The following is a 15,207-nucleotide window of genomic DNA, read 5'->3' on the forward strand; positions in this document are numbered from 1 at the left end:
CCTCCAAAATAAACTAATTTAACTTTATCTATTTCCTTTGTTTTCTCTTTTTTTTCTTTCTAAGTAAATTAAAAGAACAGATATGTCTGCTGGTGAAACTCCAGAAATCCTAGAAGCTTGACCTATACTTACTGGTTTAATCTTATTTAATTTTTGTATAGCTTCCAGTCTTAATCCTTTTACATCACTATAATCAATAGACTTAAGAATTATTTTATTTTCATATTTTTTAAATTGTTCTACTTGTTCTAATTGCTTGCTTATATATCCTTCATATTTAGATACAATATTTACTTGATCTATTACATCTTTATCAATTGGTTGTCTTTCTTCATCAAGTTCTTCTATTTTTTTATAGTTAAGCTCAGGTCTTTTTATTAATTCATATAAATTTATAGGTTTCTTTAGTTCTACAGAACCTATAGATTGTAAAAATTCATTAACTTCCTTTTTACCTGTTATTTTTGTACTTTTTAATCTTTCTATTTCTTTTTCTATTTTATTTTTTCTATCTAAAAATACTTTATATCTCTTTTCTGAAACCAATCCAACTTCATGTCCTATTTCTGTCAATCTTAAGTCAGCATTGTCTTGTCTTAAAAGTAGTCTATACTCCGCTCTAGAAGTCATCATTCTATAAGGTTCATTTGTACCTTTAGTAATTAAATCATCTATAAGAACGCCTATATAAGCATCAGATCTTTTTAAAATCAAACTTTCTTTTCCTTTTAATTTAAGTACTGAATTTATTCCAGCAATAAGACCTTGGGCTGCTGCTTCTTCATATCCTGAACTTCCATTAAATTGACCTGCTCCATATAATCCTTCTATATTTTTAAATTGTAAGCTTAAATCAAGCTCTTGAGGATCTATACAATCATATTCTATTGCATATGCAGTTCTTAATATTTCAACATTTTCTAATCCTGCTATACTTCTATACATCTTTATTTGAACATCTTCTGGAAGTGAACTTGACATTCCACCTACATATAATTCTTCAGTATTTTCTCCCTCTGGTTCTATAAAAATTTGATGTTTTTCTTTATCAGGGAATCTAACTACTTTGTCTTCAATTGAAGGACAATATCTTGGACCTACCCCTGCTATTGATCCATTATAAAGTGGTGATCTATGTATATTTTCATTTATAATGCCATGAGTTTCACTATTAGTATAAGTTAAATAACAAGACACTTGATCTTTTTCAAGATTTTTATTCATAAAAGAAAATGGTACTATTTCTTTATCCCCTGCTTGTTCTATCATTTTTGAAAAATCTACTGATTTTTTATTTACTCTTGCAGGAGTTCCTGTTTTAAATCTTCTAAGATTTATTCCTAAATCTAATAAACTTTGTGATAGGTCATTTGCAGGATATAATCCACTAGGACCGCTACTATAACTTATATCTCCTATTATTATCTTTCCTTTTAAATAAGTACCAGTACATAAAATAACTGATTTTGTTTTAAAATATCCACCGTTTTTTGTAAGAACACCTTTTACTTTTCCATCTTCAACATCAATTTTTGTCACTTCTAATTGTTTTAATGTAAGATTTTCTTCTGTCTCTAATACATGTTTCATTCTTTCGCCATATCTTTTTTTATCTGCTTGTGCTCTTAATGAATGTACTGCTGGACCCTTTGAAGTATTAAGCATCCTAGATTGTATAAAAGTTTCATCAATGTTTATTCCCATTTCTCCGCCTAAAGCATCTATCTCTCTAACTAAATGTCCTTTTGCAGTACCTCCTATATTAGGATTACATGGCATAAGTGCTATACTATCTAAGTTCATAGTACAAATTAATGTTTTACATCCCATTCTCGCAGCAGCTAAAGCAGCTTCACAACCTGCATGACCAGCTCCAATTACTACTACATCAAATTCTCCAGCTAAATATTTCATATCTTTACCTACTTTCCTAAACAGAATTCAGAAAATATTTTATCTATAATATTTTCGTCTAAAGTATCTCCAAGTATTTCTCCTAAATCTTTCCACGAATTTCTTATATCTATTGATGCTAAATCTATAGCAACAGTATTCTTTAAAGTTTCAATTGCTTGTATACAGTTTTCTTTAGCTTTTATTAAAGCTTGTTGATGTCTAGTATTTGTAACAAATAAACCATCAGATTTTATTTCTCCTTTAAAAAATAAATCTTTTATGGAATCTTTTAATTTATTTAATCCCTCTTTATTTTTTACAGAAGTTTTTAATACAAAGTCTGAATCAAAATTACCTATAAACTCTTTATGTTCTTTATCCATATCTTCTTTTAAATCTGATTTATTTAATAATAAAATATACTTTTTATTTTTTATAAAAGCCATTATTTCTTTGTCTTCTTCATCTATTTTTCTACTTAAATCTAACATAAATATAACTAAATCTGCTTCATTTATCTTTTCTTTAGATTTTTCAACACCAATTTTCTCAACTACATCTTTAGTTTCTCTTATTCCAGCAGTATCAACTATCTTAATAGGTATACCTTCTATGTTTATGTACTCTTCTATAACATCTCTTGTTGTTCCTGGAACTTCTGTAACTATAGCTTTATTTTCATCTATCAAAGCATTAAGTAGTGATGATTTTCCTACATTAGGTTTACCTACTATAACTACATTTAATCCTTCTCTTAATATTTTACCTTCTTCTGATTTACTTATCAATTCATTAATTTCTTTTAATATATCTTTTAAATCCTCTGTAACTTTTTCTCCTGTTACTTCTTCTAAATCCTCTTCTGGATAATCTACTGTAGCTTCAATATGAGCTATAACTTGTAATAATTTATTTCTAAGTTTTTGTATTTCTTTAGAAAGCTTACCTTCTGATTGTTTAAGAGCTGATTTCATTGAAAGTTCTGTTTTTGATCTTATAATATCTATTACAGCTTCAGCTTGGCTTAAATCAATTCTACCATTTAAAAATGCACGTTTTGTAAATTCTCCTGGCTCTGCAAGTCTTGCACCTGCTTTAATTGCTTCTTCTAGTACTTTCTTTGTTGATATTATTCCACCATGACAATTTATTTCTACTGTATCTTCTGCAGTAAAACTTCTAGGACCTTTCATAAAAGAAACTAAAACTTCATCTATTACATCTTTATTTTCTTTATCTATAATAAAACCATATCTCATAGAATAAGGCTTTATGTCTATTAATCTTCTATTATTTTTACCTTTAAATATACTATCTACTATTTCTAAACATTTACTACCAGATAATCTTACTATAGCTATACCACTTTCTCCTAAACTTGTAGCAATAGCCGCTATAGTATCAAATTCTTTCATCTAATTCACCTCTTTATCATAAAATTACCTCTTATAACATAAAAAGAAAGCCTTTAGGCTTTCCTTAAGTTAATAACTACTTTTCTAAAAGGTTCTTCACCTTCGCTATGAGTTTCTACAGAATTATCTATTTGAAGTTCTGAATGTATGATCCTTCTCTCATAAGGATTCATAGGCTCAAGCTTTATTGGCTTTCCTGTCTTTTTAACTTTGCTAGACAATTTTCTTGCTAACCTTTTAAGAGTATTTTCTCTTTTAGATCTATAGTTTTCTGTATCTAAAATAATCCTTTTATATTGGAAATTATTATTTTTATTAACTACAAGACTAACTAAATATTGAAGAGAATCTAAAGTTTCCCCTCTATGTCCTATTATTATGCCCATATCAGGTCCATTTAATTCTATTTTTAATGCATTTTTCTCTTCTTTTATTCTTATTTCAGCTTTAATATTCATACTATCTAGTATACTTCTTAAAAACTGTCTTGCATCTTTTACATAATCTTTTTTTACTTTTATTTTAACTTTAGCAGGTCTAGTTCCTATAAGATTCAAAAAACCTTTACTACCTTCATCTATAACTTCTACTTCTACATCATCTCTAGATACTTTTAATTGATTTAAGCCACATTCTATAGCTTCTTCTATGTTTTTTCCTGTACTATCAATGCACTTCATGCCGCAAGTCACACCCCCCTAGGCTTTAACTTTACCTGTGTCTCTATTGTGTTCTATTTTTATAGCAACTACAGTCATACCTATTTGAATTAAGTTACTTACTGCCCAATATAAAACTAGTGCAGATTTTAATCTCCAACTAATAAATATCATAAATGCTCCCATACCTATATTCATAGTGTTAGTTTGTTTTGATTGAGATTGATCTGAAGATTTGCTCATCATCATAGCACCTGAAAAATAAGTAGTAACACCTGAAAGTACTGCTAATATGATATCTGGTTTTGCTAAGTCTTTAATCCACAAAAAGCTTACTCCGCTTATACCTTGTAGGTCATTAAACACCCAATATAATGCTAAAAGTATAGGCCATTGAATTAACATTGGTAAACATCCGCCCATAGGACTTGCATTATTTTCTTTATAAAGTTTCATAGTTTCTTGTTGCAATTTTTGAGGATTATTTTTGTATTTTTGTTGTATTTTTTTTACTTCTGGTTGTAATTTAGTCATTCTTAAGGAGGATCTTATTTGTTTTATATTTAAAGGAATTATTATTAACTTTATTATCACTGTAACTAAAATTATAGCAATTCCATAAGAATAATTCGGGTTAGTTATAACCTGTGAGACCCCTCCATGAATAAAATTAAAAAATTGAACTATAGCATGTTTTAAATAATTCAAGTTTTAAACCTCCTGATTTTTACATTTATTTTACAGGGTCATAACCACCTTTGCTAAATGGGTGACACCTAAGTATTCTCTTTATAGCCATAAAAGTTCCTTTTAAAGCTCCATATTTATTTATAGCATCTATTGCGTATTGGGAACATGTAGGATAAAATTTACAACACTGTCTCTTTCGAGGCGAAATATATTTTCTATATAAATTAATGAAAAAAATCAAAAAATTTTTCAATTTAAAAGGCCTACCTTTTTCAATAAATTCACTAAAGCTGCCTCTATTTCTTTGTAGGTTTTGTCACTGCAACTATGTCTTGCAATAAAAACCAAGTCAAATCCTTGCTTTTTTATATTTTCTTCTTTAGAATTCAATCTATAACTTTCTTTTATAAGTCGTTTTACTCTACTTCTAACAACGCTTTTTCCAACTTTTTTACTTACGGATATTCCTATCCTATTTATATTATATTTATTCTTATATATATAAAGTACTAATAATTTATTTGAAAAAGACTTCCCTCTTCTATAGACGGATCTAAATTCTTTATTTTTTCTTATTTTATCTTCCTTCATAAAAAATAGTCTCCTTTATTTCTGCATCTGCAGAAAAAGGCCACTAAAGCGGCCCCTTATGCTGTCAATCTTTTTCTTCCTTTTCTTCTTCTTTTTCTAAGAATGTTTCTGCCTGCTGCAGTTTTCATTCTTTTTCTAAAACCATGTTCTTTTTTTCTTTGTCTTTTTTTTGGTTGATATGTCATTAACATTATCTATTGCACCTCCTTTTGAGATATTAATAAATATATTACTTATATGAAGCAATATAAATTTATCTTAAAGATGTTTTTTTCAAGTTAGTATAACCCTAATTTAAAGATTCACTATTAGATTATATATTTGTAGCGTTATAATGTCAAGAAAAAGGAAATATAGATTGTTTTTATGTTTTTTTGTGGATAACTTCTTGAATACATGAACAGGTTTTGATATTATTATTAAAGAACTGTTGATAACTTTTAGTTATGTAATACTTATCCACAGCTGTTGATAAATATGTGCATAACTTGTTTAAATCTTATATATTGCTTTATTTTTTTCTTTTATTTTTAGCTATTTTCTTAATTACATACATATTTAAGTTTGTTAATATAATTATATATTTTTTTGTTAATAACTTTTTTTATCTTCTTTTTATAACCAGAACTATGCACATGTGAATATTTTTTTTAACAATTAAAAGCTAAATATAACTATTGTATATAACCTGTTTATATGTTGTTAGTTATTATTTTTTGGCTAATATTGTTAATTAATATTTCTAAGTTTCTATAAAGACTGGAGGACTATAATTATGAATACCCATCTTAAAGAAACATGGGAAAAGACTATGAATATAATAAAAGGTGAACTTACAGAAGTAAGCTTCAACACTTGGATTAAAAGCATTACTCCTTTATCACTTAAAGATTCTACATTAAAGTTAGGCATACCTAATGATTTTACTCGTGGAATTTTAGAAAGTAGATATAAGGATCTTATTATTAATGCGTTAAAATTAATTACATCTAAAAAGTATAATGTACAATTTGTTGTAGCTTCAGAAGAAGCTATGGATGAACTAAACAATAAAAACATAGATGCTTCTAGAAAAAATATAGTAGTTAATGATAAAATGTCTACCATGTTAAACCCAAAATATACTTTTGATTCTTTTGTTATAGGTAATAGCAATAGATTTGCTCATGCTGCTTCTTTAGCAGTAGCAGAATCTCCTGCTAAAGCTTATAATCCCTTGTTCATATATGGAGGCGTTGGACTTGGAAAAACACATTTAATGCACGCTATAGGTCACTACATATATGAACACGATTCAAATTCCAAAGTAGTATATGTTTCATCTGAAAAATTTACTAATGAACTTATAAACTCAATAAAAGATGATAAAAATGTAGAATTTAGAAATAAATATAGAAACGTAGATATTCTTTTAATAGATGATATCCAGTTTATAGCTGGAAAAGAGAGAACTCAAGAAGAATTTTTCCATACTTTTAATGCTTTGTATGAAGCTAATAAACAAATAATTCTTTCTAGTGACCGTCCTCCTAAAGAAATTCCAACTTTAGAAGACAGGCTTAGATCTAGATTTGAATGGGGTCTTATTGCTGATATTCAAGCACCAGATTTTGAAACAAGAATGGCTATATTAAAAAAGAAAGCTGATGTAGAAAGCTTAAATATACCAAACGAAGTAATGGTATATATCGCTACAAAAATAAAATCAAATATTCGTGAACTAGAAGGTGCCTTAATAAGAATAGTTGCATTTTCTTCTTTAACTAATAAAGAAATAAGTGTTGATTTAGCATCTGAAGCCCTTAAAGATATAATTTCTAGTAAACAAACTAAGCAAGTAACTATAGGTCTTATACAAGAAGTAGTTGGAAATTACTATAACTTAAAAATTCAAGACTTTAAATCCGCTAGAAGAACTAGAAATGTAGCATTTCCTCGTCAGATTGCTATGTATCTTTGCAGAAAACTAACAGATATGTCTTTACCTAAAATAGGTGAAGAATTTGGTGGACGTGATCATACAACAGTAATCCACGCATATGAAAAAATTTCTACTAACCTTAAAAAAGATGAAAGCTTACAAAGTGCTGTAAATGAATTAAATAAACGAATTACTCAAGCATAATATTCAGATATGTTGATAATATTATCTTAATATATTGTTTATAACTTTAAATATCAGAATACGAATTTATTAATGTGGATAAGATCTAATGATATAGGTTAACTTATCCACACTTATTTTTGCACGATAAAACCTGGTATTTCAACAGGTCTAAGAGTTATTAACATATCCACAGCCCCTATTACTATTACTACTAACTTAAATAATTATCTAAATCTATCTTATACAAAATCTATCTTGTGTATAAACGGAGGTAATACGAATGAAATTTTTATGTAAAAAAAACATATTACAGGAAGGTATTTCTATAGTACAAAAAGCAGTAACTGGTAAATCAACATTACCAGTATTATCTGGAATACTTATAAAAACTGATAAAAATAAATTAATCTTAACAGGATCAGATATGGATCTTAGTATAGAAACAAAAGTAGAAGCAGATATAGTTGAAGAAGGAACTATTGTTTTAGATGCTAAGTTATTTGGAGAAATAATAAGAAAATTACCTAATGATACTATAGAAATCAACACTTTAGAAAATAATTCAATCGAAATAATTTGCCAAAAATCAAGATTTACTCTTATATATATGAATCCAGAAGAATTTCCAACACCACCTATAATAAATGAAAATATGATTTTTTCTATTTCTGAAAAAAAATTAAAAACTATGATTAAAGGAACTATATTTGCTACAGCACAAGATGAAACTAGACCAATACTTACTGGAGTTTTATTTCAAATAAAAGAAGATAATTTAAATTTTGTTGCTTTAGATGGATATAGATTGGCACTAAGAAAAGATCCTGTGGATAACAATAATACTATAAATGCAGTTATTCCTGGCAAAACTTTAAATGAAGTCTCAAAAATACTTGAAGATGTGGATAAAATGGTAAATATAACTTTCACACCTAACCATATACTTTTTAGCGTAGGCGAAACTAAAATAATTTCAAGACTTTTAGAAGGTGAATTTATAAGTTATAATTCAATAATACCGGAAGAATATAAACTAAAAGTTGACATAAATAGAATAGAATTTTTAAACTCTATAGAAAGAGCTTCTTTAATGGCTAAAGACGGTAATACTAATTTAGTTAAATTTACTGTTTCAGATGACAAAATGGTCATAACTTCTAATTCTCAATTGGGAATGGTAAGGGAAGAAGTTAATATAAATATGCAAGGAGAAGATTTACAAATTGCATTTAATTCTAAATATTTATTAGATGCACTTAAAAGTATGGAAGAAGAAGAAATTACTTTAGAATTTTTTAGTAGTGTAAGTCCATGTATAATAAAAAATAGGGAAAACGATAATTGTATATATTTAGTTTTACCAGTTAGACTTTTAAATAATAACTAAATAAGGAGATTTTTTTATGGAAAAGATAAAAATAAATACTGAAGTAATAAAACTAGATTCATTTCTTAAATGGTCAGGAGCTGTAGTTTTAGGTTCAGAGGCTAAAATGTTTATACAAGAGGGTTATGTAAAAGTAAATGGAGATGTAGAGCTAAAAAGAGGAAAAAAACTTAAAGCTGGAGATATAATTGAATTTGATGGAAATAAATACGAAATAATATAACTTAAAGGTAATTAAATGCTATAATCATTGTTAGTAAGTTATAATATGGTATAATTAATTTAGGTGTTTTGAATGTATGTAAAAAATATGCAATTAATAAATTTTAGAAATTACGAAAATATATATTTAGAATTAAATCCTAATATTAATGTTTTTATTGGGGATAATGCTCAAGGTAAAACTAATATATTAGAGAGTATATATTATTCTAGTGTTGGAAAATCCCATAGGACTAATAGAGATAAGGAGCTTATAAATTGGAATAAGGATTATGCTTATTTAAAGTTATATGTATCTAAAAATAGATTAGATAAAATCATAGATATGAAAATTTTAAAAAATAGTAAAAAAGCTATAAGTATAAATTCTATAAAGATTTCTAAGATATCTCAGCTTATGGGAGTTTTAAATGTGGTTATGTTTTCTCCAGAAGATTTAAAAATAGTAAAGGAATCTCCGGTTTTTAGGAGAAAATTTTTAGATGTAGAGATATGTAAAATTAGTAATGCCTATTATCATAATCTAGTTCAATATAATAAAGTATTATTTCAAAGAAATACACTTTTAAAGAAATGGAATAAAAATGGATTAGATATGCTTGATATATATGATAATCAAATTGCCCACTATGGTGCTTTAATTATAAAAGATAGGAAAAAATATATAGAGAGATTAAACATAATAGGTTCTAAGATACATAGTGATATAACTAATGGAATAGAAAATATTAATTTTAAATATATAGATAATATTGTAGATGATGGGGACGAATTTAAAAATCAGTTATTAAAACTATTTTTAAAATATAGAAATAAAGACTTAGAAAGAAGAACAACATCCGTAGGTCCTCATAGAGATGATTTTAGTATAGTTATAAATAATATTGATATTAGAAACTTTGGTTCTCAAGGACAACAGAGAACCTCTGTTTTAACATTAAAATTTGCTTCTTTAGAAATTATAAAAGATGTTATAGGTGAGTATCCTGTATTGCTTTTAGATGATGTCTTATCAGAGCTTGATTCAAAAAGGCAAAAATATGTTTTGAATTCTATAAGTAATATACAGACATTAATAACCTGTACAGGAATTGAAGAAATAGAAAAATATTTAGACCGAAAATCTCAGCTTTATGTAGTTAACAAGGGTGGAATAAAAACGGTCTAATATTTAATTTGAAAGGAGATTAATTTATGTTTCTTCATTTAGGAGAAAATGTAGTTGTTCCAATAAACGATGTAATAGGAATTTTTGATATAGAAACTTCTATGTATAGTTCTGATACTATACAGTTTTTGAGAATGGCAGAAGAAGATGGATTTGTTGAAAGAATAACAAAGGATAAACCTAAATCTTTTGTTGTAGCTGAGGTAGATAAAAAAAGTAAAGTATATTTATCTCCTATATCATCAGCAACTTTAACAAAGAGAACTAAGATAATTTATGGTAATTTATAATGAGCTATAGAAGTTAGGAGGATAAGCATGTCACAGAGTAATAATCAAGCATATGATGAGAGTCAAATACAAGTCCTAGAGGGGTTAGAGGCGGTAAGAAAAAGACCAGGAATGTATATAGGTAGTACTAGTTTAAGAGGACTACATCATTTAGTTTATGAAATAGTTGATAACAGTATTGATGAAGCATTAGCGGGATTCTGTAGCCATATTGAAGTTTTTATACATAAAGATAACTCTATAACAGTTATAGATGATGGAAGAGGTATGCCTGTAGGTATGCATCCAAAGATGAAAAAACCAGCAGTAGAAGTTATTATGACTATACTACATGCAGGAGGTAAGTTTGGCGGTGGAGGCTATAAAGTATCTGGTGGTCTTCATGGTGTAGGTGCTTCTGTTGTTAATGCCTTATCTGAAACTTGTGAAGTAGAAGTTAGAAGAGAAGGTCATATTTGGAAACAAACATATAAAAGAGGTAAAGCTGTAACAGGATTAGATGTTATAGGTAATAGTGATGATCATGGAACTAAAATAAATTTTAGTCCGGATAAAGAGATTTTTGAAGATATAGAATTTGATTATGATACATTGGCTCAAAGACTTAGAGAATTAGCATTTTTAAATAAGGGAATAAAAATAAGCATCAATGATGAAAGAGATGACAAAAAAGAAATGTTCCACTATGAAGGTGGAATAAAATCTTTTGTAGAGTATCTTAACAGAAATAAAGAAACTCTTCATAAAGAGCCAATATATGTTGAAAAGAATAAAGATGATTATATAGTTGAAATAGCTATGCAATACAATGACAACTATAGTGAAAATATTTTTTCTTTTGCAAACAATATAGATACAGTAGAAGGTGGAACTCATTTATCTGGATTTAGAGCAGCCCTTACTAGAGTAATGAATGATTATGCTAGAAAGTTTGGATATTTAAAAGATACAGATAAGAATTTATCTGGTGATGATGCTAGAGAAGGTCTTACTGCTGTTATATCTATAAAACTAACAGAACCTCAATTTGAAGGTCAAACAAAAACTAAGCTTGGAAATAGCGAAGTAAGAAAAATAGTTGACAATATAGTAGGGGAAGGCATAAGAAACTTTCTTGAGGAAAATCCTGATGTAGGAAAAATAATAATAGAAAAAGCATTATCTGCATCTAGAGCTAGAGAAGCTGCTAAAAGAGCTAGAGAATTAACTAGAAGAAAATCTGTACTTGAAAATACATCACTTCCTGGAAAATTAGCAGACTGTGCATCTAAAGATGCTTCTAGTTGTGAAATATATTTAGTCGAAGGAGATTCTGCCGGTGGTTCAGCAAAACAAGGCAGAGATAGACAATTTCAAGCTATATTACCTTTAAGAGGTAAAATAATGAACGTTGAAAAACAAAGATTAGATAAGATTTTAGGATATCAAGAAATACGTTCAATGGTAACAGCTTTTGGTGCTGGTATTGGAAATGAATTTGATATAGAAAAGATAAGATATCATAGAATTATAATTATGACAGATGCCGATGTTGATGGTGCACATATAAGAACATTATTACTAACATTCTTCTATAGATACATGAAAGAATTAGTTGAAGAAGGCCATGTATATATTGCTCAACCTCCTTTATTTAAAGTTTCAAAAGCGAGAAAAGATTATTATATCTATTCTGATAAAGAATTAGAAATTTTACTTAAAGAAATAGGAGGAAAAGATAGCAATACTAATATTCAAAGATATAAAGGTTTAGGAGAGATGGATGCTACACAATTATGGGATACAACAATGAATCCAGATCAAAGAACACTTTTAAAAGTTACAGTAGAAGATGCTATGGCTGCTGATCAGATATTTACTATTTTAATGGGAAGTAAAGTAGAACCAAGAAGAGAGTTTATAGAAGAAAACGCAAATAAAGTAGTGAACTTAGATATATAGTAGATTGTAAAGAGGTGTAGACATGTTTAATGAAGGAAAGATTTTGCCTATAGACATAAGTAAAGAAATGAAAAAATGTTATATAGATTATGCTATGAGTGTAATTGTAGGGCGTGCTTTACCTGATGTAAGAGACGGACTAAAGCCTGTACATAGAAGGATATTATATTCTATGCATCAGCTTGGATTAACTCCTGAAAAAGGATATAGAAAATGTGCTAGAATTGTCGGTGATGTTTTAGGTAAGTATCATCCTCATGGTGATACTGCAGTTTATGAAGCATTAGTAAGAATGGCTCAAAACTTTTCTATAAGATATACTCTAGTAAACGGACATGGTAATTTTGGTTCTGTAGATGGAGATAGCGCAGCGGCTATGAGATATACAGAAGCTAAAATGGATAAAATAACATTGGAAATGCTTAGAGATATCAATAAAAATACAGTAGATTTTGTTGATAACTTTGATGGTGAAGAAAAAGAACCATCTGTACTTCCATCAAGATTTCCTAACTTATTAGTTAATGGATCAGCAGGTATAGCTGTAGGTATGGCAACTAATATACCACCTCATAATTTATGTGAGGTTATAAACGGAATAACTATGTTAATAGATAACCCAGATGTTACAGTATTAGATTTAATGACTGAAATAAAAGGACCGGATTTTCCAACTTCAGGTATTATATTAGGCACTAATGGAATAAGAAGTGCTTATGAAACTGGTAGAGGAAAAGTTATTATAAGAGCTAGGGCTGAAATAGAAGAAGAAAAAGGAAGAAACAGAATAGTTGTAACAGAAATTCCTTATCAAGTTAATAAATCAAAACTAATAGAAAATATTGCGAATTTAGTAAAAGATAAAAGAATAACTGGTATATCAGATATAAGAGATGAATCTGATAGAACTGGTATGAGAATAGTAATAGAGTTAAAAAGAGATGCTAATCCTAATATAGTGTTAAATCAACTTTATAAGCATACAAAACTTCAAGATACTTTTGGTATAATAATGCTTGCTCTAGTTAATAACCAACCAGAAGTATTAAATTTAAAACAGATACTAGTTAATTACTTAGACTTTCAAAAGGAAGTTATAAGAAGAAGAACTAAGTTTGAACTTGATAAAGCATTAGCACGTGCTCATATACTAGAAGGTTTAAGAATAGCACTAGATCACATAGATGAAGTAATAAAATTAATAAGAAGTTCTAAAACAGCAGGTGAGGCAAGAGAAGGTCTTATGACTCAGTTTGGACTAACAGAAAAGCAAGCTCAAGCTATACTAGATATGAAGCTTCAAAGACTTACTGGTTTAGAAAGAGAAAAAATAGAAGAAGAATATAAAGCTTTAATAGAAAAAATAACTCATTTAAAAGAAATACTTGATAAAGAAGAATTAGTATTAAATATAATAAAAGAAGAGTTATTTGAAATAAAAAGCAAATATGGTGATGAAAGAAAAACTGAAATAAGAAGAGATGAACATGAGATAGATATAGAAGACTTAATAGAAGACAAAAAAGTTATAGTAAGTTTAACTCATGGTGGATACATAAAAAGATTAGACATGGATACTTATTCTTCTCAAAGAAGAGGAGGAAAAGGAATCCAAGCAGCATCTACTAAAGAAGATGATTTCATAGAAAATATGTTAGTTACTTCAACTCATAGTACAATATTATTCTTTACAAACTTAGGTAAGGTATACAAGTTAAAAGGATATGAAATACCAGAGGCAGGAAGAACTGCTAAGGGAACTAATATAGTAAATCTTATTCCAACAGATCCTAAAGAAAAAATTCAGGCAGTAATAGGATTAAAGGATATAAATGATGATGAAAAATATTTATTGATGTGTACTAAAATGGGAATTGTTAAAAAGACAGAAATAGATAAATATTCTTCTATAAGAAAGAGCGGATTAAATGCTATAGGCCTAAGAGAAAATGATGAATTAATAGATGTTAAAGTTACAAGTGGAAATTCAGAAGTTATTATAGTAACTGAAAATGGATATAGTATAAGATTTAATGAAAAAGATGTAAGACCTATGGGAAGAACTGCATCAGGAGTTAAAGGTATAACACTAAGAGAAGATGATCTATCAGTATCTATGAACATAGTAATCGAAAATGAAGATTTATTATGTATAAGTGAAAATGGATTTGGTAAGAGAACTTTAATAGATGAATATCCTACCCATAAAAGAGGCGGAAAAGGTGTTATAACTTATAGAATAAATGATAAGACTGGTAATATAGTTGGTGCTAGAATAGTTAATATAGAAGATGAAATGATGCTTGTAAATAGTAGTGATGTAGCTATAAGAATAAATGTTTCTGATATATCCCAAACTAGTAGAAATGCTATGGGAGTAAAACTTATGAGAACAGAAGAAGAAGAAAAAATAGTTACTATAGCTAAAATAAAAAATGAAGATAATATAGAAGAGGAAAGCATAGAAGAAGAGAAACTAGAAAATAAAGAAAAAAATATTGAAGATGAAGAAAAATCAGATATAGAAAATAAAGAAGAATAGAAGAAAAAGCTTAGCAGGTTTTGCTAAGCTTTTTTTGTTTTTACTGTATAAATACTTGTGATTCAGCTATAATAATATTATTAAATAGTATAACATTACCTGGTGTATCTTTGTGAGAATATATAAGAAAAAAAGAGATATATATAATATTATTAATATAATTTACTATTTTGAACGCTCCTTTAGGGGAGGGTTACAGTAAATGTGGTAAAATATCAATTGTCGTCGAGAGAGACGGCAACAAATTGACAAATAAGTCAATAAAAAACATGTTGACAAACAAATTAAAACATGTTATT

General features: G+C 27.9%; 14 protein-coding genes. 7 read left to right on the plus strand and 7 right to left on the minus strand.

Going from position 1 to position 15,207, the window contains the following annotated elements; genetic code table 11:
* Positions 1–24 precede the first annotated feature (24 nt).
* The 7 genes from mnmG to rpmH are packed head-to-tail and all read right to left on the minus strand — an operon-like array spanning position 25 to position 5,442.
* Positions 25–1,914 (minus strand): tRNA uridine-5-carboxymethylaminomethyl(34) synthesis enzyme MnmG, encoded by a 1,890-nt coding sequence (gene mnmG / locus ABDZ71_RS16265; protein WP_343763264.1) that lies wholly within the window; start codon positions 1,912–1,914, stop codon positions 25–27.
* A gap of 8 nt (positions 1,915–1,922) precedes the next feature.
* Positions 1,923–3,311 (minus strand): tRNA uridine-5-carboxymethylaminomethyl(34) synthesis GTPase MnmE, encoded by a 1,389-nt coding sequence (gene mnmE / locus ABDZ71_RS16270; RefSeq protein WP_343763266.1) that lies wholly within the window; start codon positions 3,309–3,311, stop codon positions 1,923–1,925.
* Between the two features lie 53 nt (positions 3,312–3,364).
* A complete protein-coding gene (gene jag, locus ABDZ71_RS16275; protein WP_343763268.1) occupies positions 3,365–3,991 on the minus strand; it encodes an RNA-binding cell elongation regulator Jag/EloR in 627 nt (208 codons plus the stop codon).
* 18 nt (positions 3,992–4,009) lie between these two features.
* Positions 4,010–4,678 carry a membrane protein insertase YidC gene (locus tag ABDZ71_RS16280; protein ID WP_343763270.1) on the minus strand — a complete coding sequence of 223 codons (669 nt, stop codon included), beginning with the start codon at positions 4,676–4,678 and terminating at the stop codon, positions 4,010–4,012.
* A 25-nt stretch (positions 4,679–4,703) separates the two neighbouring features.
* A complete protein-coding gene (gene yidD / locus ABDZ71_RS16285; protein ID WP_343763272.1) occupies positions 4,704–4,913 on the minus strand; it encodes a membrane protein insertion efficiency factor YidD in 210 nt (69 codons plus the stop codon).
* A complete protein-coding gene (rnpA, locus tag ABDZ71_RS16290) occupies positions 4,910–5,251 on the minus strand; it encodes a ribonuclease P protein component (RefSeq protein ID WP_343763273.1) in 342 nt (113 codons plus the stop codon). The genes yidD and rnpA overlap by 4 nt, the downstream gene beginning before the upstream one ends.
* 56 nt (positions 5,252–5,307) lie before the next feature.
* Complete coding sequence (gene rpmH, locus ABDZ71_RS16295) at positions 5,308–5,442, minus strand: 50S ribosomal protein L34 (RefSeq protein WP_343763276.1); 135 nt, start codon at positions 5,440–5,442, stop codon at positions 5,308–5,310.
* A gap of 584 nt (positions 5,443–6,026) precedes the next feature.
* Here rpmH and dnaA point away from each other — a divergent pair.
* The 7 genes from dnaA to gyrA all read left to right on the plus strand — a co-directional run bounded on the left by dnaA (position 6,027) and on the right by gyrA (position 14,908).
* On the plus strand, positions 6,027–7,376 hold the full coding sequence (dnaA, locus tag ABDZ71_RS16300; RefSeq protein ID WP_343763286.1) for a chromosomal replication initiator protein DnaA: 1,350 nt from the start codon (positions 6,027–6,029) through the stop codon (positions 7,374–7,376).
* Between the two features lie 262 nt (positions 7,377–7,638).
* A complete protein-coding gene (dnaN, locus tag ABDZ71_RS16305; protein ID WP_343763288.1) occupies positions 7,639–8,745 on the plus strand; it encodes a DNA polymerase III subunit beta in 1,107 nt (368 codons plus the stop codon).
* 16 nt (positions 8,746–8,761) lie between these two features.
* Complete coding sequence (gene yaaA / locus ABDZ71_RS16310) at positions 8,762–8,968, plus strand: S4 domain-containing protein YaaA (RefSeq protein WP_343763290.1); 207 nt, start codon at positions 8,762–8,764, stop codon at positions 8,966–8,968.
* Between the two features lie 72 nt (positions 8,969–9,040).
* On the plus strand, positions 9,041–10,135 hold the full coding sequence (gene recF, locus ABDZ71_RS16315) for a DNA replication/repair protein RecF (RefSeq protein ID WP_343763292.1): 1,095 nt from the start codon (positions 9,041–9,043) through the stop codon (positions 10,133–10,135).
* Positions 10,136–10,161: 26 nt separating this feature from the next.
* A complete protein-coding gene (gene remB, locus ABDZ71_RS16320; protein WP_343763296.1) occupies positions 10,162–10,425 on the plus strand; it encodes an extracellular matrix regulator RemB in 264 nt (87 codons plus the stop codon).
* 27 nt (positions 10,426–10,452) lie between these two features.
* The gene (gyrB, locus tag ABDZ71_RS16325) at positions 10,453–12,366 is read left to right on the plus strand and encodes a DNA topoisomerase (ATP-hydrolyzing) subunit B (RefSeq protein ID WP_343763297.1); all 1,914 of its coding nucleotides are present in this window, start codon (positions 10,453–10,455) and stop codon (positions 12,364–12,366) included.
* A 22-nt stretch (positions 12,367–12,388) separates the two neighbouring features.
* Positions 12,389–14,908: a DNA gyrase subunit A gene (gyrA, locus tag ABDZ71_RS16330; protein ID WP_343763299.1), complete on the plus strand. Its 2,520-nt coding sequence runs from the start codon at positions 12,389–12,391 to the stop codon at positions 14,906–14,908.
* Positions 14,909–15,207: the final 299 nt, after the last annotated feature.

It is taken from the genome of Clostridium oceanicum (assembly GCF_039521385.1).
GTDB lineage: Bacteria > Bacillota > Clostridia > Clostridiales > Clostridiaceae > Clostridium_F > Clostridium_F oceanicum.